Consider the following 25,909-nt stretch of genomic DNA (forward strand, 5'->3'; position numbering starts at 1 on the left):
TCCGCGTTATATGTAATTGATGCAGTTACATATATGCTAACGACAGGAGCAGTGAAAATGAGCAAACAGTTGAAGATCGCATTGTTCGGCGCCACCGGCATGATTGGTTCGCGGATCGCCGCCAAAGCAGCCCGCCGCGGGCATCAGGTGACGGCCCTGGCGCGCAATCCGGCGCGCGTGCCGACCGACGTGGCGAATCTGAAAGCGGCGCAAGCGGATCTGCTCGATGCCGCGAGCGTCGGCGCGGCGGTGCGCGGCCACGACGTGGTGGCGAGCGCCTATGCGCCGCCGCAAGACGATCTCGCGGCGCTCGGCAAAGCGACTCGCGCGCTTATCGAAGGCGTGCGCGCGGCGGGCCTGAAGCGCCTCGTCGTGGTGGGCGGCGCGGGTTCGCTCGAAGTGGCGCCGGGCAAGCAACTGGTCGATTCGGAAGGCTTTCCTGACGCCTACAAGGCCATCGCGCTCGAGCATCGGAAGGTACTCGACGACTACCGCAGCGCGACCGACCTCGACTGGACCTTCTTCGCGCCGGCCGCGATCATCGCGCCGGGCGAGCGCACGGGCAAATTCCGCACGGGCGCGAACACGTTGCTGGCCGATGCCGAGGGCAATAGCCGCATTTCCGCAGAAGACTACGCCGTTGCTTTCGTCGATGAACTGGAGCAGGGCCGTTTCATCCGTCAGGTCGCAACGGTCGCTTATTGAGCCGGAAACGAGGCTGAACGGGCCGCGCGCGGGCACCGCCGACGCCGACGCCAACGCGACGTCAGGACTCGCGCGCGGTCCTCACAACGCTTGAGCCCGCGCAAGCGTCCTAACATTCGGTTACGCAAGTTCGGTCGCTCCCGATAAAAGTGCGGATACACTGGCGTCTCCCGTTTTCTTACGGATTGCCATGCAGTCATGCCCGTCGCGGCGTGAGTCCGAGGCTGCGCCGTCCAACGGCGGGCAGCCGGCGACCCACGCCGCCTTTCATTTTTCTTCTGACCGTAGCGCATGCGACGCCCGCCGTGGCGCGCGCCCGCCACTCGCCGCACGGTTCGGCGCATGGGCGGCCGCAGTTTTTGTCGCGCTGATCCTGAGTGCCGTCGGCTGGCTTCCCGCGAACGCGTTTGCCGCGGGCGCCGCCACCGGCACGCCCGTCATCCCGGCCTTGCAGAGCCTGATCAACAGCGCGACGGTCTCGGCGACCCCCGCGTCCTCCGCTTCAGGCGCATCGGCCGCGGAGGAGGCGTCCGCGCCGTCGCCGGCCAGCCAGGCGGAATTGGCGCGCTCGCTCGACAGCGTGATCTCCACGCTCGACAACGACCGCCAGCGCACCGCGCTCGTCACCCAGCTCAAAAAATTGCGCGACGTCTCCCAAAACGTCGCGCCGCCCGCGCCTGCGCAGCCGAGCGCCGGCCTGCTCGGCGCGATCGCGTCGGGCATCGCGTCGTTCGAATCGGACGTGCATCAAGGCCGTACGCCGGTCCGCTATTGGGGCGGCCGCTTCAACGCGGCGGGCAATGAGCTCTACACGATCGTCTCCGGGCAGGGGCACGAGAGCTTCGGCCGGATTCTGTTTTCGATGGCGGCAATGCTGGCCGGCTGGGGCGTCTGCGCCGGCGCGCTGATCTATGTGCAGCATCGCCTGTACCGGCGCTTCGGGATTGTCATGGGATTGCAGCCGAATCCCACCACGCGCGAATTGCTGATCTTCGCGCTGCGCCGCGTCGGCCCCTGGATCATCGCCTTCGTGGCCGCGCTGCTGTTCGTGCGCGCCATGCCCGACGCGCTCGGCCGTACGCTCGGCATGGTGGTCGCGTATGCGATCGTCGCGGGCGCGGTGTTTTCGGCGATCTGTCTGATCATGTTTTCACTGTTCGGCTCGGGGCACCGGCGGATCGCCGTGCGCCTGCTGATCGATCATGCGCGGCGCGTGCTGTTCGTGGTCGGCGTGTGCGGCGCGCTAGGCGACGCCGCCGTCAATTACGACGTCGCGCATCAACTCGGCTCGAACCTCGCCGCCTTGATTTCGACGGCGGCCAACATGACGGCCGCTGTGCTGACGGGCTATTTCGCGCTCGCGTTTCGCCGGCCGGTCGCGCATCTGATCCGCAACCGGCCTTATGAGCAGCGCACCAATCACAAGGCCGCGACCGACGCCTTCGAGGTGCTCGCCGCGCTCTGGCACGTGCCCGTGCTGGTGCTGGCCACCGCTTCGGTGGTGGCGACGCTCGGCGGTTCGGGCTCCAGCGAGAACGTGCTGCAGATTTCGGTGGTAACCGCGGCCCTGCTGGTGCTGGCGTTTTTCCTGTCGGCCATCGTGCTGCGTCTGACGCGTCCGCGCAGTGCGCGCGCGCGTCGCCGCTCGCCCTATCTGACACGCTTGCTGCGCTTTTTCGGCACGCTGCTGACGCTCTTCATCTGGTTGTTCTTCTTCGAGCTCGCCGCGCGTTTGTGGGGCGTGTCGCTCGCCGCGGTGGTCGAGGAAAACGTGGCCGCGCGCGGGATCGCGCATGCGGTGACGGCGATCGTCGCCACCGTGTTCATCGCCTGGCTGTTGTGGATTCTGGTCGACACGGCGATCACCGAGGCGCTCAATCCCGCTGGGCCGCGCAACAAGGCGCGTGCGCCGAGCATGCGCGCCCGCACGATGCTGCCGCTGGTGCGCAACGTGCTGCTGGTCTCGATCATGACGATCGCCGGCATCGTGACGGCGGCGAATCTCGGCATCAATGTCACGCCGCTGCTGGCGGGCGCCGGCGTGATCGGCCTCGCGATCGGCTTCGGCGCGCAGTCGCTCGTGACCGACCTGATCACGGGGCTGTTCATCATCATCGAGGATACGATTTCGGTGGGCGACTGGATCGACGTGGACGGCGGCCATGCGGGCACGGTCGAGCATCTGTCGATCCGCACCGTGCGGCTGCGCGACGGTCAGGGCGCCATTCACGCGATCCCGTTCTCGCAGATCAAGATCGTCAAGAACCTCTCGCGCGACTTCGCGTATGCCGTGTTCGAAGTGCGCATGTCGTTCACCACCGACGTCGATCAGATCACGCAACTGATTCGCGAAGTCGGCGCCGATCTGATGGCCGACTTCCGTTACCGGCGCGAGATGCTTGGGCCGATCGAGGTGTGGGGGCTGGACCGTTTCGATCCGAACTGGATGGTCGTGAAAGGGCAGATCAAGACGCGGCCGTTGCAGCAGTGGAGCGTGGCGCGCGCCTTCAATCTGCGTCTGAAGCGCAAGATGGACGAAGCGGGCATCGAGATTCCGGTGCCGCAGATGCGTGTGTACACGTCGTCGAAAGATAGCGAAGGGCAGCCTTTGCAGGACGATGAAGTGTCCGGATTCGCGCATCCGCATGAGCATGAGCATGCGCAGGCTGGCGCGGCGTCGGCGGCGCGGGCGGTGCATGCGCCGCTCGCCGTCGCACGCGATGTGTCGCACGAACCGCGTCCGGCACCGCCGCCGACCGGGCAAACTGCGCCGATTCCGCCGCAGATTCCGACGGCAGGCGAGGCGGGCGGGAAGAGTTGATAGCTGCCGGGAGCGGGAAGTTGGTCTTTCGTGCCCGCGTCGAGCCCATGCGAGCGCGCCGAGGTCACACGCTACTTTTGCATGTCCGGCTTGCGACGAGGCCGCGCGGCTCACGCTGTACGTGAGTTTCAGCAGGCACGGCACGCGTACCCGTTTTGCGTATCACAAGGGTCGGGGGCGCCCGTGCCGCGTGCCGATTCAGGCCAGCGCCGGCACGTCCGCCGTACGCACGATGTCATTGACGTGTGTCGCGATCTGCGCGCCCGCGACGCCGTAAATATGCAGCGAAACGGCCGGCGCTTCGCTGCGATTACCCAACTGATGAATCCCGCCGCGCCCACCGCGCACAAACGAGACCGCGCCCGTTTTGCGCGCTTGTGTGCGCGTGGCGCTCGCGCAATGCTGCGCGCCGTTCCATTCGAATACTGTTTCGCTCAGCGTGCCGTCCACCACGGCGTAGCCGCACCACGTGTGGTGCGCATGCACGGGGCTCGCCTGTTGCGGCAGCCACACCAGCGCGGCGATCGCGTAACGGCCGTGCGGATCGGCAGCCAGCAGATGACGCCGGTATTTCTCGACCGCGCCTTCGCGTTGTGCCGCCGTGAGCAATTCCGGGTTCGCCGCCGCCTCGGCGAGCGCGATGCGCATGCTGCGCGCGAAAAAGGTCGAATCTGAAGGTTCGGGCAAATGAGCACAGGCGTCGAATATCGCATCCAGGGTGTCGCAGAGGCGCGCGAGCGGCGCGTTGCGCACGGCGCGCAACAACATGTCCACCTGCTCGCACGAGGCCGCCTGAGCCGCGTTGGCGGGTAGCAAGCGTTGGGCTGGGAGGCATTCGAAGGATGCGGAGCGAAGGTCTTGACTCATGATGATCAGGCAGCGGCTGGGCTGCTCATCGGTTGTTTTCGGATAGGGATATTTATACCGGTTTGCCTGGAGAAAGAGTTTCCATATAATTCCCTCTGGAATCTGAAAAGTAGAATAATTTCCTATGGGGATGTCATGACGGGAATGGATATCATCGACCGGAAGCTGCTGGAGTTGCTGCAAGCGGACGCGACCATGCCGATCGCCGAACTGGCGCAACGCGTGAATCTGTCGCAAACGCCGTGCTGGAAGCGGCTGCAGCGTCTGAAAGAGGCGGGCGTGATCCGCGCGCAGGTCGCGCTGTGCGACGCGCGCAAACTCGGCGTGGGCACGACGGTGTTCGTCGCGGTGCGCACCAATCAGCACACCGAGGAGTGGGCGCGAACCTTCACGCATGCGGTGCAGGAGATTCCGGAAGTGGTGGAGGTGTACCGGATGAGCGGCGAAACCGATTACCTGCTGCGCGTGGTGGTGTCCGATATCGACGACTATGACCGTGTGTACAAGCAACTGATCGCCGCAGTGCCGCTGTACGACGTGAGTTCGAGTTTTGCGATGGAGCAGATCAAGTATTCGACGGCGTTGCCGGTGAGACCGGCCATGGTGAGGTAGGTGGGGCAGTGGGTGCGCCGTTTGCTGCTTTTCAGACAGCGAATCGTACGAGCGCGCGGCGACGGTCAAGGCTTCCCGGCAAGCTGACATGCGCATGCCATTGAGCCCGCCCGCTGCAAGCTGTGTGCAAGCTCAGTGGGCGTAGAATGCCGCCTTCCCAGACACCATCCGCGACTGCTTCGCGAACCGAGCCAGCCTCATGAACAAACCGCCACGCAAGAAGAACCCGACCTTTGGTATTTCTGTGTTCATCGTGGTCGCGGTGTTGCTGGTGATCGCCACGCTCTTCTATAACGCCATCAAGGAAAAGCACGACTTCGACCGCCAGAATGCAGAGGCGCCGTCGATTTCGTCGGGTGCGGCCGCAGCGGCGACTGCCGCCAAGCCGGCAAGCGGCGTTGCTCAATAGGGCGACGCGCACGTCGACGCCATTCTTCACTCGTCGGGCAGACGAATCACGCTCGCATCCTTGCGAATCTGCGCCGCCGCCGCCAGCATCTGCTTGCACTGATGCGCAAGCAATTTCATGTCATGCACGGCATCCGCCGAATAGTCCGGTGATTTCTCCGTTTCGACCACCATCGCGTCGAGTTCGCGGCCCAGCAGTTTGATCTGCTCGTTTTGATCGGCGGCCGGCGCGGTGCCGGTTTCAGCCTCGGTGAGATTGTCGCGCACGACGCTCAGCGCGCGCTGCAGCGGTTGCAGCGAGACGCCGTCGACCTGCTGTTGCGCCGAAGTGCGCAGCAGTGGCGCGGCCGCGGTGATCTGCGAGGCGAGCACGTGGCTGCGCACCAGCAGGCCGTTCAACTCCGGCACGAACTTCTGCGCGGACTTCGGTTCGAGCATCATGCGCTGAAAGGCCTGGCCCAGATTGGCGAACGCCACGTGAACGTTCTTGCGGGCGAGCCGGTAGCGGTAGTCGCGATCGAGCGCAGTCGCCGCCGCGGCAGCGGCCGCGGAGGCGCCGGAGACGGGCTTCGCGGTCGGGTTGCTGACCGTGGTCGTGCCTGCACTGGCGCCGGAGTCGGCAATTGGTTTTGCCGTTGCGCCAATGGACGCTGTCGCCGCCGCATTAGCAACACCGTTAGCGACACCGTTAGCGACACCGTTAGCGCCGGCATTCGCGCTGCCGCCCGCACCAGCGCTGGCGTGACCGTTTGCAACGCTGCCGCCGCCGCGTGCCCCGCCACCGGCCGCCGCCAACACCGGCTTGCCGAAGTCGATCGCCGGATCGGCCATCGCCGCTGCCGGCGCGCGCGCCCCGGCTTCGGTCACGGTAGCGACCACCGCGGCGGCCGGCTTGCCGCTCCACCACCAGCTCGCTTCCAGATACTGCCGCGTCGCGTTGATCATGTTGTTGACCAGCTTGCCCATCAAGCGATATTCCCAGTACGGGAATAGGTGGCTCGCGGCGATCGCGATCGCGCAGCCCACCACGGTGTCGATCGCGCGCTCGCCGATGATGCGCATGCTGCCCGGCGCGAGCAGATGGAACATGAGCAGCACATATGACGAGGTGAACACCACGCTCGCCGTGTAATTGAACAGCAACAGGCTGTAGCTCATCACCATCGACGCGAACATCACCACCAGCAGGATGTGCGGTTCCTTGACGAAGATCATCAGCGCGATACTCGCCGCGCAGCCGATCAGCGTGCCGACAATCCGCTGTCCGTTGCGCTGTTTGGTCAGCGAATAGCCGGGCTTCAGAATGATGACGGTGGTCATCACGATCCAGTAGGCATTGGTGAGCGGCAGCAGCCGCCCGAGCCAGAAGCCCACGGCGACGGCAATCGTCACGCGCAACGCGTGGCGGAAGCTCGGCGAGGCCATGGTCAGATTCGAGAAGATCTGCCCGAACGGCACGCGCCGGCTGGATACGAAACGCGTGAGCGCCTGATCGAGCCGCAGTTCGGTCTCGCTCGTGCTGGGCTCGCTGGAGAGACTTTTGCGCATCTTGTCGATCAGACGCGTGGCGCTCCAGACGCGCCGGAAAGTCGACGAGATCGCCGAATAAGCCTCGTGATTTTTTGCCGGCAGATCCTGCTTGCGCATCAGCTCGATTTCGAACTCGATGGCGCGCAATTCCGCCTTCACGTTCACGCGCCCACGCGGCGCCTGGTTCTGCAGCACCGCGAGGCCGATCTCTTCCAGATCGGCAGCCGCCTTGCGAATCAGATCGCGGTAGAACACCAGCAGATCCGAGCCGCCGAAGGTGGTGCGCACCAGCGGGTAATCGGTATGTGCGCCCACGAATAGCTCGTGAAGATCGACCGTGTTGATGAACAGATTGAACAGCATGGCGCGGCGTGGTTCGAGCTTGCCGCTCTTGAATCTGGGCAGATTGCGCAGCACGATGTCGCGCGCGGCGTCCTGGCGCTCCACCGCGGTGATCTGCTTGTCGACGAGGTTGCGATAGCACTCGTCGAGATCGTTATCGAGGTCGTAGAACTCGGCGCGCGCGAGCAGATAGTCGGCGCACGCGAACACGCTTTCGGCCAGCGCCTGCTGTTCGATGCGATGCATCATCCAGCGGCTCACGAAGGTCGACCAATAGGTGTACCAGAGGCCGCCCACCAGGATCCACGAAGCGTTGACGAGCGCCTGCATGGGCGTGAAGTGCTCTTCCAGCGTCATGATCATCATGAACAGCGTGGCGAAGCTGATCTGAGGCCAGCGGTTGCCGTACACGACGATCAGGGACAGCAGGAAGGTGAGCGGCACGACCGTGCACCACAGCGCCACCGCGTTCACCGTGGCGAGCCCGGTGGCCAGCGCGGACAGGAAGCCGATCACCGTGCACGCCAGCATCTCGTTGTGCTTGTACTTGAGCGGCCCCGGCATATCCACCACGCACGCGCCGAGCGCGCCGGTCGCGATCGTGAAGCCGAGCTCGCGATCGTGAAACACGATCAGACACAGAACCGCCGGTAACGACACGCCGACTGCGATGCGCAGGCCGCCATAAAAGTACTGGCTGTAGAGGAATTTTTTTATTTCAACCGAATAACGCATCGACTGCCTGGATTCCATTCACTGAGAAAACCGCGGTTGATGAGGCATACCCGGGCAGACCCGGGGCAGCCCCGAACTGCCGTCGAGTCTAACTGATTTTATGGCTGACCTGACCTCGTCCGTTCGGCCAGGTTCTGCCCTGGGGATGCGTTTGTTATGCTGTCGCTTCAATGTCTGTCGCGGCTTGGGGCGTTCCGCCCATGCCGCCCGCAAGCCCCAGGATCCATGCTCCAGCTCTTCTACTCGAATCGCTACGAAACCCTTGTCGGCGCGCTGCTCGACGACCTGGCACAAGCGCCGGCCGATCCCTGGACCGCGCAGCCCGTGATCGTCCCGAGCGCGGCGGTGCGGCGCCGGCTCGAACTGGATATCGCCGCGCGCCAGGGCATCTGCGCGAATGTCAACTTTGGTTATCTCGCGCAATGGCTATGGGCGCAGATCGGCGGCGTGATCGAGGTGCCGAAGCATTCGCCATTCGCGCCGGACCGGCTCGTGTGGCGTTGCTACCGGCTGTTGGGCGAGGCTGACGAAGCGCTACCGTGGAATGCGTCGCCGCGTCTACGCACGTATCTCGATGCAGCGGACGCGTCGATGCGCTATGAACTCGCGCGCCGCGTGGCGACCGTGCTCGACCACTATCTGACCTATCGCCCGGAATGGCTGCTGCAATGGCAGAAGCGCGGCTCGATCTTCGCAAGCGGCGCGGCTGACGACACCGGTCCGCGCCTTGTCGGCGCGAGTGAAGCGGCGCGCGAGGACGAGCGTTGGCAAGCGGCATTGTGGCGCGCTGTGCTGACGGAACTCTCAGGCAACGCGCAAACGCCCGCGGCTGCGTTGCCGCCCGCTTATCGTTTTCTCGACGAAATCGGCACGCTCGACCTCGAGGCGATTTCGAATGCGCAGTGGCCCGAAGCGGTCAGCGTGTTCGCGCTGCCGACCATGCCGCCGTTGCACGTGGCGTTGCTGCGCTCGCTCTCGCGTTGGATCGACGTGCGGCTGTACGTGATGAATCCGTGCCGCGAGTTCTGGTTCGACGTCGTCAGCGCAGGGCGCGTCGAGGCGCTCGACGCCGCCGGCCAGCTCGACTATCAGGAAGTCGGCCATCCACTGCTTGCCGAGTGGGGCCGCCAGACCCAGGCGCAGTTGCACATGCTGCACGAGTTGACCGAGAGCGCTGCTTCAGGCGAGGCCGGCGATTTCACCGAGAACCCGGAGCCGAGTTGGCTCGCCGCCGTGCAGAACGGCATTCTCAATCTGCGGGACGAGACTGAGGCTGACGCGTTGCCGATCGAGAGCGGCATCGAAGTTCACGTCTGCCACAGCCTGTCGCGCCAACTCGAAGTGCTGCACGATCGTCTGCTCGGCTGGTTCGACGAGTTCGACGACCTCCAGCCGTCCGACGTGCTGGTTGCCGTGTCCGACCTCGCGGCGGCCGGTCCTCTGATCGACGCCGTGTTCGGCACCACGCCGCCCGGCGACACGCGCCGCATTCCGTATCGGATTACCGGCTTGCCACCGTCGCAGGCCAATCCGGTTGCGCGGTTGCTGCTCGATTGGCTGGCCTTGCCCGAGCGCAGCGTGGGTGCGCCGGATCTGATCGAATGGCTGCGCGTCGACGCGATTGCCGTGCGTTACGGAATCGACGCCAGCTCGCTCGAAGCCGCGCAGGAATGGCTGGCGGCGGCAGGGGCGCGTCGCGGGCTCGCGCCGGTCGAGCCGTCCGGCGAGCACGTGCCGATGGCCCGTCACACGTTCGCGGATGCGCTCACGCGTCTCTATCTCGGCTACGCGATGCCGGACGGCGGCGAACCGGTCGATGCCTGGCTGCCAGTCGAAGGCGCCGACGGTTCGGAAGCGGAATTGCTCGGCCGCCTGTCGCGTTTCGTGGACGACATCGACAGCTTCGCAGCGAATTGCGCGATCGAGCGCACGCCCTCCGAATGGACGCAACTGCTGCTCGAAACGCTGGCGCAGTGTTTCGACGGCGGCGTCGAGTTCGCCGATTCGCTCGCCGCCGTGCGCGACGCGATCGACAAGATGGGCGACGCGATGCAGGCCGGCGCGCAGGAAGTCGCGATACCTGCCGCGGTGGTGCGCGGCGCACTCACCGAGGCACTCGACGACCCCGCGCGCGGCGGCGTGCCTTGGGGCAGCGTGACGTTTTCATCGTTGACGAGTTTGCGCGGCTTGCCGTATCGCGTCGTCTGCCTGCTCGGCATGGACGACGGCGTGTTGCCGAGTCTTGCGCGCGCCGACGAGTTCGATCTGATGGCCGCGTTCGGCAAAGCCGGCGACCGTCAACGGCGTGACGATGAGCGCAATCTGTTCCTCGATCTTTTGCTCGCGGCGCGCGATCGTCTCTTCATCGCTTATACGGGCCGCAGCATTCGCGACAACGCGCCGTTGCCGCCGGCCGCGCTGGTCGACGAATTGCTCGACCATCTCGCGCAGGCGTCGGCGGGCGAGGGCGCGAGTCCAGCGGAAGTCGAGCGCGCGCGGCATGCGTTCATCGTCGACCATCCGTTGCAGGCGTTCGCGTCGGACTATTTCTCGTCGCAATCCGGGCTGTTCAGCTACGACGCGGACCGCGCCGAGCTGGCCACGTTGCTGGCCGCGCCTTCACATCCGGCTGCGGCGCCGTTCTTCGATCGACCGTTGCCTCCCGAAGAACTCGCGCCGATTGCCTTCGACGAATTCGTGCGTTTCTGGCGGCATCCTGCGCGCGCGTTGTTGCGCGACCGCTTGGGTATCGTGCTGTCGGAGGCACAAGGCGAATTGCTCGATACCGAGCCGTTCGACCTGGATTACGCGGGGCGCGATGCATTGGCGGATCGTCTTTTGCCCGTGCTGCTCGACGTCGATACGGACGACGACGTCGTGTTCGAACGCGTGCGCCGCGTGGCGGCAGCGAGCCCGGAATTGCCGGGCGGTGCGACCGGCGCGGTGTGGAGAGCGCGCGAACTTGGCGCGTTGCGTCAACTCGCCGACAGCGTGCGCCGCGAGGTGGCTTCGGGTGTCGAGCGATTGCCATTCATGCTCGACATCGTGCCGCGTTGGCCCGACAGCGCCGGGATGGCCGGTGCGCTGTTCGGCCCGCATGACGCGCAGCTTCGTCAAGCCGCCGAAACGCCGCTGGAACTGCACGGCAGTCTGAACCTGCTCACCGAAACAGGACAAGTGATTTTCCGCTACGCCAAACCTACCGCCCGCGACTATCTGTCGGCATGGCTCGCGCATCTGGTCTATTGCGCCGCGCAGCCAAACGGTCCGCGCCGCACCGTTTGGCATGGCAGCGGCGAGAGCTTCGAGCTCGTGCCGGTCGCCGCACCGCTCGACGAACTGGCGCCGCTCGCCGCGTTGTTCAAGGCAGGCCGCATGCTGCCACTGCGCTTCTTCCCGAAGAGCGCATGGGCCAAGGTCAGCGAAAGCGATTCCGCGGTGCAGGGCGTGTGGATCAACGACCGCGTTCGCGGCGAGTCCGACGACCCCGCCCTGCGCATTGCCTTGCGCGGCACGCCGCTCACGCTCGACGAACCGTTCGGCAGCCTCGCCGCGATCGTGTTCAAGCCGCTCCTGCAACATCTGCGGAGCGCATCATGAGCGGTGCCACGAAGCATCACGCGCTGGTCGCCGAAGAACTCGATGTCTTCGCCTGTTCGCTCGACGGCGTGAATCAGATCGAGGCGTCGGCGGGCACCGGCAAAACCTGGAATATTTGCGCGCTGTACGTACGGCTGCTGCTCGAAAAGAACCTGAATGCGGATCAGATTCTCGTCGTCACGTTCACGAAGGCGGCGACCGCGGAATTGCACGAGCGCATACGCGGGCGTCTCGCGGAATTGGACCGCGCCATTGACCTGGACGACGACGGCGGCGATCCGTTCATCCGCCGTCTCTTTGAAACGACGCTGGCGCCGGAGCGAGGCTTCGCGCGCGAGAACGCATTGAAAGTGGTGCGGCGCGCGCTGCGCACCTTCGACCAGGCGGCGATCCACACCATCCATGCATTCTGTCAGCGCGCGTTGCAGGAAGCGCCGTTCGCCGCCGCCATGCCGTTCGCCTTCGAAATGGAAGCCGACGACGCGGCCTTGCGCTTCGAAATGGCGGCTGACTTCTGGCGTGAGCAGGTGGAACCGGTGGCGCATGCGCATCCTGCGTTCGCCGCCTGGCTGGTGGCCAAACGCGCCGGCCCGGCGTCACTCGACGAACAACTCGCGCGTCGGTTGAAAAAGCCGTTGGCGCAATTGCGCTGGGGCAAGGTCGACGCCAGCGGCACGGGTGCCGATCCGCAAGCCGGCTTCGACGCTGCCTGCGAGCTCTGGCATGCGGAGCGCGACGCGATCGTCAGTTTGCTGACCCAGGCGCAAGACCGTCTGAGCAAGACATCGCACAAGCCCGACCATGTGAGCGCCGCGATCGCCGCATGGACCGAGTACTTCGCGCAGGGCGATTGTCATGCGCCGCCGCCGAAGGCCGCGTTGAAGCTGACGGCCTCGGCGTTGAAGAAGGCCACCAAGGTCAAGTTCGAGCCGCCCGAACATGCGTTCTTCGAGCATGCCGAAGCGCTGGCGGCGGCCGTGGTCGCGGCCGAAGCCGCGCAACGCGCGCGCTGGCTCTCGCTCGTGCAGACCTGGCTCGGCTACGCGCCCGCCGAACTGGTGGCGCGCAAGCGCACGCGTCGCGTGGTGTCGTTCGACGACCTGCTGTCCAACCTGTATCGCGCGCTCGCCGCGCATCCGTGGCTGGCCGATGCGTTGCGCACGCGTTATCCCGCCGCGCTGATCGACGAGTTTCAGGACACCGATCCGCTGCAGTTCGCGATCTTCAGCCGGATCTTCGCGCCGGCCGGCCCGCTGTTTCTGGTGGGCGATCCGAAGCAGGCGATCTACAGTTTTCGCGCGGCGGATCTGCATACCTATCTGGCGGCGCGTGAGGCGGCATCCGCGTGCTACACGCTGGCTGTGAACCAACGCTCGACCGCGCCCATCGTCGAGGCGTGCAACCGGCTTTTTGAAGCCAACCACCAAGCGTTCGTGCTGGAAGGTCTCGACTATCAGCCGGTGCGCGCGGGCGAACGGCGCAGGCCGCCGTTCACCGATCCGGACGCGAGCGCCGGCGACTTCCGTATCTGGACCTTGCCGCAAGGCGACGCCGCGTTGACCAAACGCGAGGCCCAGCGCGAAGCGAGCGAAGCGTGCGCCGCCGAAATCGTGCGCTTGTTGCGCGGCGCGCGCGAAGGCGCGGTGACGATCGGCGATGAGCCGCTCGCGCCCGGCAACATCGCGGTGCTGGTGCAGACGCACAAGCAGGGCAGTCTGATCAAACGCGTGCTGGCCGCGTGGGGTGTCGGCAGCGTGGAACTGGCGCAGGCGTCGGTGTTCGCGACGCTCGACGCCGAGCAGATCGAGCGTGTGCTGGCCGCCGTCGATACGCCAGGCGATCTGCGCCGTCTGCGCGCCGCGCTCGCCACCGACTGGCTGGGTCTCGACGCCGCCGCTTTGTGGCGACTCGAGCAGGTCGCCGACGCGCCATCGGTCGCCGACGATCCCGCGCACGCCGCCGACGCGATGGGCTGGGTCGAGCGTTTCTTGCGCTATCGCACGCTGTGGCACGAGCGCGGTTTCGCGGTGATGTGGCGCACGCTGATGCGTGAGCTGCGCGTCGCGCAACGGCTGGTTGCCGCGGCGGATGGCGAACGTCGTCTGACGAACGTGAACCATCTGGCCGAACTGGTTCAGGCGCGCGCCGCAACGCAGCCCGGCATCGCGCCGACCTTGCGCTGGCTCGCCGCGCAGCGCACGCAGGGCGGCGGCGAAGACGCGCAGTTGCGTCTTGAGTCCGATCGCAACCTCGTGCAGATCGTCACGGTCCATAAATCCAAAGGGCTCGAATACGCGGTGGTGTTCTGCCCGTTCCTGAACGACGGCGGGCTGCGCGAGCCGCCGTCGTCCGGTTTGCCGGATGCGCGCGAGTATCACGACGACATGGGCGACGCGGTGCTGCACTACGGTTGCAACGACGAAGAAGCGGAGCACGCATCGCGCTACGCAGTGCGCGAACAGGCGGCGGAACGGGCGCGGCTCGTCTATGTGGCGTTGACGCGCGCGGTCTACCGCTGCTATCTGGTGGCCGGCACGTACCAGTCCTCGCGCTCCACCAAGGAGTCGCGCCGCAGCGTGTTGAACTGGCTCGTGGCCGGCGAGGGTCATGAGTTCGGCGACTGGCTCGCCGAGCCGCCCGACGAAGCCGCATTGTCGGCGCGCTGGCAGGCCCTGGCTGGCGGCCCGATCGCGCTCGCTGCACTGCCGAGGCCGGCGCGCCGCGTGCCGCTCGAAAGCCTCCAGGACCGCAGCGCGCGCATGCAGGCGCGGGCCAATCGCAGGCCGTTGCGCGATCAGTGGCGCATGGCGAGTTTTAGCGGGCTGATCGCCGCCGGCAGTAAGAGCGAAGAGATGCACGCGCCGGTGGAAGAGGTGCGTCCCGATCACGACGAGATTGCCGATGCGCTCGTTGTCGCGCCCGCGCCCACGCCTCAGGTTCCGGCCTACGCCGAGGACGACATCCTCGCGTTTCCGCGCGGCGCCGCTGCGGGCGACTGTCTGCACCGCATGTTCGAACTCGCTGATTTCACCGCGCCGCATACGTGGACCGATGCCATTCGCGGCGCGTTGCGCGAGCGTCCGGCGCCGGCTGTGCCCGAACTCGCCGCACGCTTGCCGGCGATGATGCACAACCTGCTCAGGGACGTGGTCACCACCGAACTGCAGCCCGGCATGACGCTCGCCAAGCTGAACCCGCGCCGGCGCCTGAACGAGCTCGAGTTTCTGTTCGCCGCGCCGTCGCTGGACTTCCCTGCGTTGCGCGAACTGTTGATCGAACATGGCTATCCCGACGTCGCGCTGGAACCCGGCGTGTTGCGTGGGTTTGTCAAAGGATTTATCGACATGATCGTCGAGTACGACGGGCGTTTCTGGATCGTCGACTGGAAGTCGAACCATCTGGGCGACACCGCCGCCGACTACGCCGCGGCTCCGCTCGAAGCGGCCATGGCGAGCCACGCGTATCACCTGCAGGCGCTGCTTTATACGGTTGCGCTGCATCGTTATCTGAGAACGCGGGTGCGCGATTATTCGTACGACACGCATATCGGCGGCTATCTATATCTGTTCGTGCGCGGCGTGCGCCCGCATTGGCGCGATGCCGATGGTCCAGCAGGCGTGCATATGCGGCGTCCCGCATTCGAGCTGGTCGCGCTGCTCGATGCGGCCATGATCGGAGGTGCTCAATGAGCACGTTCGAACAGAGCGCATCGGCGCCCCCCGAGCTCGACGACATCGGCGTGAGTCTGCCCGCGCCGGCGGATTTCAGTATTGCGCTCGCCGAAGGTTTCGCGCGCCGCATCGGTGCGCTGGCGCGGCGTGGCGGCGCGCCGGCCGAGGCGGTCAAGTGGGCGGCGCGGAGCGCGTTCGCCGCGAGCCGCGCGACGGCCGAAGGCCACGTATGCGTGCCGCTCGCGGTGCTGGCGCGACGCTTCGAGGCGTCGAGCGCGGAAGTGCGCGCCGCGCTGTTCGCCAGCGGCATGGCGAGCGATGGTTCGCAAAGCTCGGCGGCGTTGCGGCCGCTGGTGGTCGATGGGCAAGGGCGGCTGTATCTGGCTCGCTACTACGACTACGAGCGGCGGCTTGCGCGCGCGTTGGTGGCGCATGCGCGGGCGGGAGAGCGTGTCGGGCGATTGGCCGATGCCGGGACACTCCACCAGCGTCTCCTGCGCTACTTCGGTCCGCCGAAGGACGACCAGGTCGACTGGCAACGCGTCGCGGCGGTCATGGCGCTGTCCGGGCAACTCACCATTGTCAGCGGTGGACCGGGCACCGGCAAGACCACGACCGTGGTCGGCGTGCTCGCCTGCCTGCTCGATGCACGCGCGGATCTGCGCGTCGCACTCGCGGCCCCCACCGGCAAAGCCGCGCAGCGCATGCAGGAGGCGTTGCTCGCGCGCGCCGGCGATTTGCCGCCTGAACTCGCCGCGCGTTTGCCGCAGACGTCGTACACGTTGCACCGTTTGCTCGGCTCCGGGCCGGGAGGACGCTTCCGGCATCATCGGGACAATCCGCTGCCTTACGACGTCGTCGTGATCGACGAGGCGTCGATGATCGACGTCGCCATGGCCGCACATCTGCTCGACGCCATCGGCCCGCAGACTCGTCTCGTGATGCTCGGCGACAAGGACCAGCTCGCCGCCGTCGAAGCCGGCGCGGTGTTCGCCGAACTCAGCGCGCGCCCGGCTTTCACGCAAGGTGGTTTGCGGCGCATCGCCGACGCGCTCGGCATCGACGAAACGCAACTCGCGCAGGCATTGCCCGGCGCATCGCGGGGCTTCGGCGAGGGGCCCGCGGATTTTTTCGCGCAGCCTGATGCAGCCGACGACGATCTGTTTGCACACACGGACTCGCCTGGTGCTTTCGACGAACTGCCGGTTGGCGACCTTTTCGAAAGCGTCGCGCCACCACCTTCGCACACGGCGGCCGCGTCGCCCATGCAGAACCCGCTCGCCGATTGTGTCGTCTGGCTCGAGCGCAACTATCGGTTCGGCCTGGAATCGCCCATCGGCCGTCTGTCGCTCGCGATTCGCAATGGCTCGGCGAGCGCCGCGCTCGATGTCCTGCGCACCGATCCGACAGAAACGTGCGCTGCGGCGCTTTACGAAGACACGCACGCGACGCTTGCCGAGCGCACCGTCGCACGGCTCGCCACAGGTTTCGCGCCGTACGTCGACGCGCTTGCCACAGCGCTGGCAGCCGAAACGCCCGACCCATTGCCACTGTTCGACGCGTTGAACCGTTTTCGCATTTTGTGCGCGACCCGTTCCGGACCGCGCGGCGTCGATCAGGTGAATGCGGCGATGGCGGCGCAGGTGCGGCGCGCGGTGGGCGTGACGCTGGCAGTGGGCGCGCAGTGGTTCGCCGGCCGCCCCGTCATGGTGACGCGCAACGATTACGCGCTCGGTCTCTTCAACGGCGACATCGGTATTGCGTTGCCGGGCGCGAACGGCGCGTTGCGCGTGTATTTCCGAACGGGCGACGGCGGCTTGCGAGCGGTATCGCCGGCGGCGCTGCCGCCGCACGACACAGCGTTCGCGCTCACGGTTCACAAATCGCAGGGCTCCGAGTTCGAGCACGCGGTGCTGATGCTGCCGTCGGTATTTAGCCGGGTTTTGTCGCGCGAACTGGTGTACACGGCGATCACCCGCGCGCGTGAACGGGTCGAAGTGATCGGCGCGCGCGCCGTGCTGGCGCAGGCGATTGCGACACCGACACAGCGCGACTCGGGGCTGGCGGCGCGGATCGCGGAGGTGTGGCGTGGGGTTGAATAGCGGATTCGGACAGCGGGAGGCTGCTTCGCGAGCTGGTCGCGCGGGTTAGGCTGCAGAACGGCAGAACGGCAGAACGGCAGAACGGCAGAACGGCAGAACGGCAGAAGGTAGATTGGCGCCACGGTCCAAGCGCCCATTTCGCGCCGAACCCGTTCAACCAGCCGCGCCACCCGACTGCACACGCGCCTCGACCCGGCCAGGCATGGTCTTCCGATACCAGAACGTCCACAACGCGAGGCCGCCATAAATGGCGTAGCCGATAAACGGCGATACCACGAGGAAGCGCTCGATCGGCCACGTGAGCGCCATCCACGCACGCAACGCCGTCTCGCCGGTCAGGCCGACGCCCCACACCAGCGTCATCAAGCGCATCGCGCTGACGAGAGCCGGCCGCTCCTGCCACAGGGCCTCGAAGCGCGCCGCGCCGCCTTCCATTTCGCGCGCGACGGTGGCGCGCGCGAGATAAAAGATCAGCGGGCGGCGCATCGGCAACGAGAGCAGAAACACCACGCCGATCGCGCCGGATACCAGCGACTCGCGCAACAGCAGCATGCGCGGACTGCCACCGAGCGCCATGGCCGCGACCGAGAGTACGATGCCGGCCAACACGATCACGCTGAGCGCGTCCACGCGCCGAAATCGCGCGAGTTCGATCAGGCTCCACACGATCGGCGGCACGGCTGACGCGATCAACGCGCCGGTCTCGCCCAGATGCAGCAGCGCAAGCCGGTAGGCGAGCCACGGCAACAGAAAGTTGACAGCCAGTTCCAGCACAAACCCTGGGCGGAACTTCATGTGAATTTACGCTGTAAGCGAAAAATGCAGTATCGATGAACTGCCCGCGTCGACGCAAATAGTTTTTCGCATCGGCGGGCGCGCTCGATAGTCCGTAGTCGGTGATCGGTCGCGCGCTGTGTACACTCATGTTTTCCGATTCAAGCTCGTGTCATGACATCCCGCTATCCGATCCCGCCGAACGAAATCGAACTGACCGCGGTGCGCGCGCAAGGAGCGGGTGGTCAGAACGTCAACAAGGTGTCGAGCGCCATTCACCTGCGCTTCGATGTGCAGGCATCGTCGTTGCCGGAAGTGTTGAAAATGCGCCTGCTCGCGCTGTCCGATCACCGGCTCACGCGCGACGGCGTGGTGATCATCAAGGCGCAGGAGCATCGGACGCAGGAGATGAACCGGGCGGCGGCGCTGGCGCGGCTCGATGAACTGATTGAAAGCGTCAGCGTGACGCGCAAGCCGCGCGTCGCAACCCGGCCGACGCGCGCGTCGAACCTGCGGCGCCTCGACGGCAAAGCCAAACGCAGTGAGATCAAATCCGGCCGCGGCCGCGTCGACGACTAGCGCTTGCTGCCGCGTCCCGAAGGACCGGGTCCCGAAGGGCGCGCCACGGCGGTCGTGGCGGTCGGCACGAAATCGACGCACAACACATGCGGGCCGCCATGCTCGAAGGCGAGGGCCGCGGTGTAGCAGTCCTGACCGTCGGCGAGCGAATAGTGCGGGCCCATCATCGCGACGCGCCCCGGCGCGGCGAGCGCGTGTTTGAAGTAGGCACGCCGCGACCAGTTGCTGCGCGTATCGGTGTAGAGCGGTGCGAGCCGTAGCGGAGGCGGCGGCACCGAAGCGGCCGTCACCGAAGGCAGGGTTTGCTCGCCCAGCCCGTTGGTGATGAATACGCGGCGTGCCTCGCGCAAATGCCAGACCTTTTGCGCCGCCTGGCGCAGATCGCCGGTGGCCTTGTAGGTCTCGGCGGCGCTCAGCACGGCTTCTGCGAACCCTTCAAAACCGAGCCGCTGGTGGCCGGCATGCTTGCGTTCGTACTCCGCGAACTTGCTCCACATCGATTCGATCACCGCCGGCACCTTGGCGCAGGCCGCCTTCACGGAACTCTTCGGCTGGCCGAGCCAGAAACCCTGCACGAAATCGACATCGGCCTCCATCAGGATCATCAGCTCTTCATCGGTTTCGACGCCTTCGGCCAGCACCAGCGTGCCGGACTGATGCAGCATCGAGACCAGATGGCCGATCATCGAGTCGTCGCCTTCGCGCCTGCCGGCGCGCGCGACCAGTGAACGGTCGAGTTTGACGATGTCCGGGCGGAAGCGCCACACGCGGTCGAAATTCGAGAAGCCAGTGCCGAAGTCGTCGATCGCGATCAGGAAATCGCGCGGCTGCGACGCGGCGAGCATGCTGGCGACAGCTGATTCGTCGTCGGCGGGCTGCTCAAGCACTTCGATCACAATGCGTTCCTGCGGCAGACCGAAATGCGACGACAGTTCGTCGATGAACGCGCGTTGCGGCCAGCCGGTTTCGAACACCTGCGGGCGCGTGTTCAAAAACAGCCAGCCGGTGCTGATGCCTTGCTCCATGAAATTCGCCACATGCAGACAGCGCGCGATGCGGTCGAGTTCGCGGGCGTCCGCGGCCGAGCGGGTGCCGGAAAACAGCACGTCGGGCGAGACCGGCAAACCGACCGGATCGAAGGCACGCAGCAAGCCCTCATAGCCCACCACGCGCTGGTGCGTGACCGACAGCACCGGCTGGAACACGCTATGTAAAGTCAGCGCGCGCCACGTCGCGGTCCAGCCGGACTCGTCCCGGACCAGATGCGGGAGCAGGCCGCTCAGGGTCAGTTCGCTGACGGATGGCATAAAGGCGGGTAAGAGAGCGGACATGGCGACATCGCGGCAAACGGGTGACGGGACGCGCCAGGCAATGCGACGCGCAACGGATGCACGGCCCACGCGTGCGCGGGGCAGCTCGAATACAGCCCGGGAACGCGGAGAGCGATGCCAGCCATGCTGGACTCCGGCGAATTAGTCAAAACCAGTCTATCAGTTTGCAATTCGCGTGAATGTGCGGGTAATCACAGACGCAGGGTCATATCTGCGGTGATGCCGATCTCCACGCCGAGCGGCCGTCCGGCGTGAGTTTTGCGCGCGTTCGCCGCGCAAATCCGGTTGCGCCTCGCGCAATCAATCGCCTGTATGAAACCGAGCGTAACAGGGCGGCAAGCGGACACCCGCCAAACTCCAGGCAAGGACGGTACTCAGACGGAAGGATGCTTGAACCGGTTATGAGTCGGTGCAGGCGATGCCTGAACACGCGCGCCGCTCATTTGCGCGCAGGCCGCCTGCAGCTTTGACGAGCGCCCGGTATGCTGCTGCTTTTCGTGAAAAGGAGGTCAGGCATGTCGGAAATCGCGGTGGTCGCAATCTCGGTGGCGAAGCCGGGCTATGAAGAGCAACTGCGGCAGGCGCTCGAAGGGCTGGTCGGACCGACGCGCAACGAGCAGGGAGCGCTTCAGTACGATCTGCACCGCGACCTGCAGGAGCCGCGCCGGTTCGTGTTTGTCGAGCGTTGGGAAAGCCAGGAAGCGCTCGCGGTGCATGCGAAATCGGCACACATCGAGGCGTACAGGAAAGCGGTGGCAGACTGGGTGGAACGCGCGGAGATTCGCGTCGTGTCGAAAATCGCCTGAACCTTCAGGCGAATCGCACAACGACGAGCGCGCTGCCGGGCACGAGCGGCCCGGCACGGCGTTCGCCGTTTGTGCTGTTTGTGCTGTTAATGCGTGGCTTGCGGAACGTCGAGAATCAGGATGATGGTCCAGTCTGCGTCGCCGTCATGGTGATACTGGCGTTCCGCGACGATGAACGGCTGCTGCTTGCCGTCCGGGCCGAGAAACAGCACATCGCCTTCCATCGGCAGGCATTCGACGGGCGGCAGCGCCAGAAACGCTTCCTGACCGCCGCGCGGCATCAGTTTTTCGATTTTGCGAGATGCTGCTTCAGTCCATTCGATATCAAGCTGAATGTTGCTCATGCTGTCCTCCGCACCAAGGTGCGCACGGGTTAGGGGATTCCGGCCAGGCGCCGGTCGGTGCGCGACTTTAGCACACCGCCCGCCGGGCGCCGCAAGGCTCGAGCCGCCGGCGCGGGCCGGCTCGGCGCGCCGCGCTGCTCCGCGTCTGGCGAGTCTTTCGCCAACCCATTAAACAACAAAAAGCCGAAGCCGGCGGCGCCGGCTTCGGCTTTTGCTCGCTCGCGGCGGGGCCGCGGGTGAGTTGGGTGGCTATGCTTACGAGCCGGCGTCGGCCTTGGGCGCTTTCTTGTGATGCATGCTTCCCTTGTGGTGCTTCATCGGCATGGCCGGTGCGCTGTCCATTGCTTGCTGACGGTTTTGCAAATCTTGCGCACGCTGCTCGACGTCGGCGGCCTTGGCCGGATCGGTGCTCATCATGACGCCGTTGTCCTGCGCATAGGCCGCGCCCGTTACGGCGCTGAGGGAAACCAGGATCGCCAGGGACACTTTCTTCATTGCTACCTCCGCAGAGTGGTTGTGGACCTGAGTACTTGCCTGTCCAAACGGAAAGACAATGCATTCTAGCCAGCAATATCCGCTCCAACAGAGGGTTTTGTAACTCCAATGACAATTCGTTACATCTGGTTACGTTCGGGTGCCAATTGCGATGCGTGTTGACTGGCGCGGGAGGTCATGACGACGTATCACCACTCAAGCACATGGTTGGCATCTCTAAATAATCGTTTTGTCATGCGACTCGAATTTCAGAACCAGCCAATCGCGCGATAGACGTGAAATTGCGCGATGCCAATCAATTCGTGCAACGCGACCTCCGCACACGCCAGATTGTCATATCGCGGGAGTACACCAAGACTTGCGCCGATCGCGTTCGAAATCATCGGCTGCGGCGCGAGGCCGAAGCGGTGGAAGTCGAGCAGGGCGCGCGGCATCTGATAGGCCGAGGTGATAAGGATCAGCGAATCGTAACGCGAGCCCTGCAGAATGCTGGAGACGTTGCGTGCATTTTCGTAGGTCGTGCGGCTGCTGTTTTCCAGCACGATGTCGGCGCGCGGCACTTGCCGGCGCAGCAGGTAAGGCAGATACGTGTCGGCTTCGGTCGCGCGATGCCGCTGCGGATTGCCGCCGCTCACGATCACATGGCACGTATCCGCCGCGCGTTTGCAGGCGGCGTAGTACTCGGCGCTCGCCGCAATGCGCGCCAGCACGTCGCGTGGAGGCATGAGGACGTGGTCGTCGCCGTAGATCGTGCCGCCGCCCAGCATGATGATCGCGGTGCGCGGCGCGAACGTGGGCGGCGTCTCCGTCCGCCAGTGCGGCTGCGCCAAGCGCAGCAAGAGCGCGGTGAGCCAGCCTGAGGCGAGCAGCCAGAAGAAGGCGACCATGCAGATGGCGAGAGGGCGGCGGGCGCCCTTCCATAGCACGATTGCTGCAAAAAAAAGCGCTAATAAAGTGAATAGAATCAATTTAAATGGGGTAACGTATGTCTTTCGGGACAAATCCACGGGCTTGCTATCGCGCCGCAGCGGTTGCATCGTCGGCTCGTGGACAGAACGCTAACATGCCGTTCAGACGGGGGGTCCGAAAACGAGACCAGGCAGCACCTGGCGGAATTCGACTGCACACGTTGCAGTCAGCTTCCAGCCAAGGGCGGGTGCTACGCGCGTCACTGGTGGCGCGGTGACGTGTTGGGCATAAATGTGTCATAGCTGCACTTTAAGAAAGAAGTGAGATGACCACGTATTCCAACGAAGCGGTACTTGAAGCGCTGCGGCGGGCGCAATATCGCCAGGTCCCATGGGCTAGAAGGCCGGGTGTTTTCCAATATCTTCGCGCACTAGGCTTGATGGACACCGTTCGGCAGCGCACTGTCGCGCCGGCTCCGGGCTTTCACGCACCTGTCGATATCGCCGTGCTCACGGAGCGCGGCAGAGCCGAGTTTGCACGGCTCGCCCATGACGAACGTCTGCTCAGCTGGACAGCGCAGCGCATGAACGACTACGTCGTCGCCACCGCCGACACGCGGCCTACCGCCGCGCTCGAAGTCCGGCCTTAGGTCCGGCGGGCGGCAGGCGTCGTTTCCCGGCCGCTTCGAGCGGCTGGCGGCGTCCCCATTGCTCGGTCTTCGCTTCATTGCGCTTGCGTTGCGCCGTGTGTCTTGCGTGCCCGCAGGCCGTGCGATTTGCGCAAGGACAGCGCAAAAAAAAGCCCGTATCGCGAGGATACGGGCGTACCGGAATTACTACTGCCACGCTGTGCTAATGGCGTTAAATCAGACTGGTACGACGCGCGGTGGTTCCCCCAATTACTCAATATGCGCTGCGGAACTTCGCCGGCACGGCGCACGGCCGCGGCTCACGTCCGGCTCCGCCTAACGCCGGCGCGTCGCATCCGGCCGAGGCGGCTCCGGCCGCGTACGCACATTGCTGGCGATATCGCCGCGCAAATCCCCACGCGGCGCCGGCGGTGTGAAGTCGCGAGCGCGTGTATCGCTTTGCTGCCAGGCTTCGATGGTAGCCGGACGATCCGGCCTCCAGTTCCAGGCCTGTTGGCGCTCTTGAGCGAGCGCCGGTGCGGCCATTGATGAAACGACAATGCCGCACAGAAGCAGTGACATTGGTTTCATGCTGAGCTCCCGTCAAGCCGATCAACAAGGCCTGTTTGCATACATATAAGGTATGCCCAGTCACGAAAGCACGCTGTAAGTAATAGTAAATGGATGTTTCACCCGCAACGACGGCGCTGCTTCACACGTCTGGAGCAGCGCGCAGGCTGGGTGCGGCGGGAAGGGACGACTGTGGTGGGCGCGCCGGGAGCGGTGCCCATATCAGGCAGGGCGCGCATGAAGACGCGTCGACCTGGGTTTGATACATGCCGGGCGCCCGCAGGCGCCCGGGGGAAACAGTATGCGTCAGGCCATCTTGACCGGCGCGCGCCACGATTCCGGATTGGTCCAGAATGCGCCGCGCAGGCGATCACGGCTCGGCGGTGCCGGCGGTTTCGCGGCGGTCGCGCCAATCCGGCCGCGCAGCGAAATTTCACGGCCGCTCGTGCCGAGTCGCTTAACTATTTCGGCGAGCGTACCATCGGCTTGCCACTCGTCGAAACGGCGGCGGCAAGTCGGCGGCGACGGATAGCGGCCCGGCAGTTTGGACCAGCCTTCGCCCGTCGACAGCACCCACAGCACGGCGTTGACAACCGCGCGCGCTTCCACGCGTGGCCGACCGCGCCGTTCGCTCCGTGCGGGCTCCGCACAGAACAACGCCTCGACCAGCGCCCACTCGTTGTCTCTCAAATCGTCGAACAGCATCATGTTTCACCTCAGCGAAGCTAACTCCGGTGCGCTGCCCCGCGCCGCGCACTCTCCATGCACTCGATAGGCGAGTGCCAAGGAGGGTCGGGCTTGCCACGGTCTGCTATGCAGTCAGAATCATGGCGCCGACCCTTGTGTGCATCTAAACGCAGGAAGTGTGCCAAGTTGAGTCCAACCGCCTGAAAGCCCTGTGACAGCGGGCCAGCGCGGGCGCTAGCTAGGGGCGTATAAGAATCCAAAAAACCCATCTCGCAAATCGGGACAATCACCAATCTTGTGCAATCAGGCCCGACCAGCGTGCGTTTGCGCCTTATTGCTGCATTGCAGCGAAACTGCGAAAAGGATCTGGGGTGCTGTCTTTGGCCTTACAATGCGCATCAAATGATGCAATTGATGAGGTCGGTAAATGAATGTCACGCTGCGTCAGCTAAGGGTTTTCATCGAGGTTGCCCGTTTGCAGAGCTTCAGCCGCGCCGGCGATGAAATCGGCCTGACGCAGTCAGCAGTCAGCCGCTGCGTGCGGGAACTGGAGAGCGAGATCGGTCTCAAGCTGATCGACCGCACTACCCGGGAGGTGCAACTCACGGATGTCGGCGGCAACCTGGTGTCGAGCGTGTCGCGTCTGCTGACCGACCTTGACGACGCACTTCGCGAGATCCGCGAAATCGGTGAACAGCGCCGCGGACGCGTGGTGGTGGCCGCCAGCCCGACGGTGGCATGTCGGCTCATGCCGCGCGTGGTGGCCTCGTTCGGGCAGCAATTCCCCTATATCGCGCTCGGCTTGCGCGACGACGTGCAGAGCGACGTGGTGCGCAAGGTCAAGTCGGGCGAGGTGGACTTCGGCGTGATCATCGGCCCGTTTTCCGCCGACGACCTGCTAAGCGAATCGCTGATGACGGATTCGTTCTGCGTCGTCTCGCGCGACGATCATCCATTAGCGGCGCAGGAGCAGGTGGCGTGGACTGACCTGGACGGCCAGCAGCTCGTAATGCTCGATTACGCATCGGGCAGCCGGCCGATCATCGACGCCGCGATGCAGGAATATGGCGTGAGCGCCACGGTGGTGCAGGAGCTGGGGCATTCCGCGACCGTTTTTGGGCTGGTCGAGGCGGGCGTCGGCGTGAGCGTGCTGCCTTGGCTGGCCTTGCCGCTACCGGCGGGCGCGGCGCTGGTAGCCCGGCCGCTCGAGCCGCGCGCGGAGCGTACGGTCGAGCTGGTGCGGCGGCGCGACCGCTCCCTGTCGCCGGCGGCGGAGGCGGTGTGGGGACTGATTCGCCAGTTGCCGGGGAGGGCGGAGGACTTGAACTAGTTTGTGGTGGTCGAAGGTGCGCGATGTTCCAGGGAGTGGCGAATCCGCGGCCGCTTAAAGAGT

19 protein-coding genes and 1 pseudogene are annotated in these 25,909 nt (G+C 65.3%); 11 read left to right on the forward strand and 9 right to left on the reverse strand.

Annotated elements, in window-relative coordinates; genetic code table 11:
- Positions 1-57: 57 nt before the first annotated feature.
- Positions 58-705, forward strand: coding sequence for an NAD(P)-dependent oxidoreductase (locus B0G73_RS28680; protein ID WP_106284548.1), 648 nt, complete (start codon positions 58-60; stop codon positions 703-705).
- 190 nt (positions 706-895) lie between these two features.
- Positions 896-3,526 carry a mechanosensitive ion channel family protein gene (locus B0G73_RS28685; protein ID WP_106284549.1) on the forward strand — a complete coding sequence of 877 codons (2,631 nt, stop codon included), beginning with the start codon at positions 896-898 and terminating at the stop codon, positions 3,524-3,526.
- A 198-nt stretch (positions 3,527-3,724) separates the two neighbouring features.
- Here the strand turns inward: B0G73_RS28685 and B0G73_RS28690 are convergent, their stop codons facing one another.
- Positions 3,725-4,294, reverse strand: a complete 570-nt coding sequence (locus tag B0G73_RS28690) for a cysteine dioxygenase family protein (RefSeq protein WP_106284550.1) — start codon at positions 4,292-4,294, stop codon at positions 3,725-3,727.
- Positions 4,295-4,537: 243 nt separating this feature from the next.
- On the opposite strand from B0G73_RS28690, the gene B0G73_RS28695 reads away from it, so the two are divergent.
- Positions 4,538-5,005, forward strand: coding sequence for an Lrp/AsnC family transcriptional regulator (locus B0G73_RS28695; protein WP_181196667.1), 468 nt, complete (start codon positions 4,538-4,540; stop codon positions 5,003-5,005).
- A 199-nt stretch (positions 5,006-5,204) separates the two neighbouring features.
- On the forward strand, positions 5,205-5,414 hold the full coding sequence (locus B0G73_RS28700) for a hypothetical protein (RefSeq protein ID WP_106284552.1): 210 nt from the start codon (positions 5,205-5,207) through the stop codon (positions 5,412-5,414).
- A gap of 26 nt (positions 5,415-5,440) precedes the next feature.
- On the opposite strand, the gene B0G73_RS28705 is transcribed toward B0G73_RS28700, so the two are convergent.
- Positions 5,441-8,020, reverse strand: a complete 2,580-nt coding sequence (locus tag B0G73_RS28705) for an FUSC family membrane protein (protein ID WP_106284553.1) — start codon at positions 8,018-8,020, stop codon at positions 5,441-5,443.
- A 225-nt stretch (positions 8,021-8,245) separates the two neighbouring features.
- On the opposite strand from B0G73_RS28705, the gene recC reads away from it, so the two are divergent.
- The 3 genes from recC to B0G73_RS28720 are packed head-to-tail and all read left to right on the forward strand — an operon-like array spanning position 8,246 to position 17,393.
- On the forward strand, positions 8,246-11,620 hold the full coding sequence (recC, locus tag B0G73_RS28710; RefSeq protein WP_106284554.1) for an exodeoxyribonuclease V subunit gamma: 3,375 nt from the start codon (positions 8,246-8,248) through the stop codon (positions 11,618-11,620).
- The gene (gene recB, locus B0G73_RS28715; RefSeq protein WP_106284555.1) at positions 11,617-15,309 is read left to right on the forward strand and encodes an exodeoxyribonuclease V subunit beta; all 3,693 of its coding nucleotides are present in this window, start codon (positions 11,617-11,619) and stop codon (positions 15,307-15,309) included. Before recC ends, recB begins: the two co-directional genes overlap by 4 nt.
- Positions 15,306-17,393, forward strand: a complete 2,088-nt coding sequence (locus B0G73_RS28720; protein ID WP_106284556.1) for an AAA family ATPase — start codon at positions 15,306-15,308, stop codon at positions 17,391-17,393. Before recB ends, B0G73_RS28720 begins: the two co-directional genes overlap by 4 nt.
- 153 nt (positions 17,394-17,546) lie before the next feature.
- Here B0G73_RS28720 and B0G73_RS28725 read toward each other — a convergent pair whose 3' ends face one another.
- A complete protein-coding gene (locus B0G73_RS28725; RefSeq protein WP_106284557.1) occupies positions 17,547-18,188 on the reverse strand; it encodes a VC0807 family protein in 642 nt (213 codons plus the stop codon).
- Positions 18,189-18,341: 153 nt separating this feature from the next.
- Between B0G73_RS28725 and arfB the strand changes: the two genes are divergently transcribed.
- Positions 18,342-18,746, forward strand: coding sequence for an alternative ribosome rescue aminoacyl-tRNA hydrolase ArfB (gene arfB / locus B0G73_RS28730; RefSeq protein ID WP_012432640.1), 405 nt, complete (start codon positions 18,342-18,344; stop codon positions 18,744-18,746).
- Here arfB and B0G73_RS28735 read toward each other — a convergent pair.
- Positions 18,743-20,077: an EAL domain-containing protein gene (locus B0G73_RS28735; RefSeq protein ID WP_258193664.1), complete on the reverse strand. Its 1,335-nt coding sequence runs from the start codon at positions 20,075-20,077 to the stop codon at positions 18,743-18,745. The genes arfB and B0G73_RS28735 overlap by 4 nt on opposite strands.
- Before the next feature lie 515 nt (positions 20,078-20,592).
- Here B0G73_RS28735 and B0G73_RS28740 point away from each other — a divergent pair.
- Complete coding sequence (locus B0G73_RS28740) at positions 20,593-20,883, forward strand: putative quinol monooxygenase (RefSeq protein WP_106284559.1); 291 nt, start codon at positions 20,593-20,595, stop codon at positions 20,881-20,883.
- A gap of 86 nt (positions 20,884-20,969) precedes the next feature.
- Here B0G73_RS28740 and B0G73_RS28745 read toward each other — a convergent pair whose 3' ends face one another.
- From B0G73_RS28745 to B0G73_RS28755, 3 genes are all read right to left on the reverse strand, one after another.
- Positions 20,970-21,227 carry a hypothetical protein gene (locus B0G73_RS28745; RefSeq protein WP_007182306.1) on the reverse strand — a complete coding sequence of 86 codons (258 nt, stop codon included), beginning with the start codon at positions 21,225-21,227 and terminating at the stop codon, positions 20,970-20,972.
- Between the two features lie 255 nt (positions 21,228-21,482).
- Positions 21,483-21,722: a hypothetical protein gene (locus tag B0G73_RS28750; RefSeq protein WP_106284560.1), complete on the reverse strand. Its 240-nt coding sequence runs from the start codon at positions 21,720-21,722 to the stop codon at positions 21,483-21,485.
- A gap of 248 nt (positions 21,723-21,970) precedes the next feature.
- Positions 21,971-22,690: a YdcF family protein gene (locus tag B0G73_RS28755; RefSeq protein WP_374957040.1), complete on the reverse strand. Its 720-nt coding sequence runs from the start codon at positions 22,688-22,690 to the stop codon at positions 21,971-21,973.
- Between the two features lie 266 nt (positions 22,691-22,956).
- On the opposite strand from B0G73_RS28755, the gene B0G73_RS28760 reads away from it, so the two are divergent.
- Positions 22,957-23,280 (forward strand): hypothetical protein, encoded by a 324-nt coding sequence (locus tag B0G73_RS28760; RefSeq protein ID WP_091794922.1) that lies wholly within the window; start codon positions 22,957-22,959, stop codon positions 23,278-23,280.
- Positions 23,281-23,595: 315 nt separating this feature from the next.
- Here B0G73_RS28760 and B0G73_RS28765 read toward each other — a convergent pair whose 3' ends face one another.
- The gene (locus B0G73_RS28765) at positions 23,596-23,850 is read right to left on the reverse strand and encodes a hypothetical protein (protein WP_106284562.1); all 255 of its coding nucleotides are present in this window, start codon (positions 23,848-23,850) and stop codon (positions 23,596-23,598) included.
- Positions 23,851-24,138: 288 nt separating this feature from the next.
- Positions 24,139-24,534, reverse strand: a pseudogene (locus B0G73_RS28770) (transposase); the annotation flags it as partial.
- Between the two features lie 409 nt (positions 24,535-24,943).
- On the opposite strand from B0G73_RS28770, the gene B0G73_RS28775 reads away from it, so the two are divergent.
- Positions 24,944-25,846, forward strand: coding sequence for a LysR family transcriptional regulator (locus B0G73_RS28775; RefSeq protein WP_106284563.1), 903 nt, complete (start codon positions 24,944-24,946; stop codon positions 25,844-25,846).
- Positions 25,847-25,909: the final 63 nt, after the last annotated feature.

It is taken from the genome of Paraburkholderia sp. BL25I1N1, from assembly GCF_003002025.1.
Classification (GTDB): Bacteria; Pseudomonadota; Gammaproteobacteria; order Burkholderiales; family Burkholderiaceae; genus Paraburkholderia.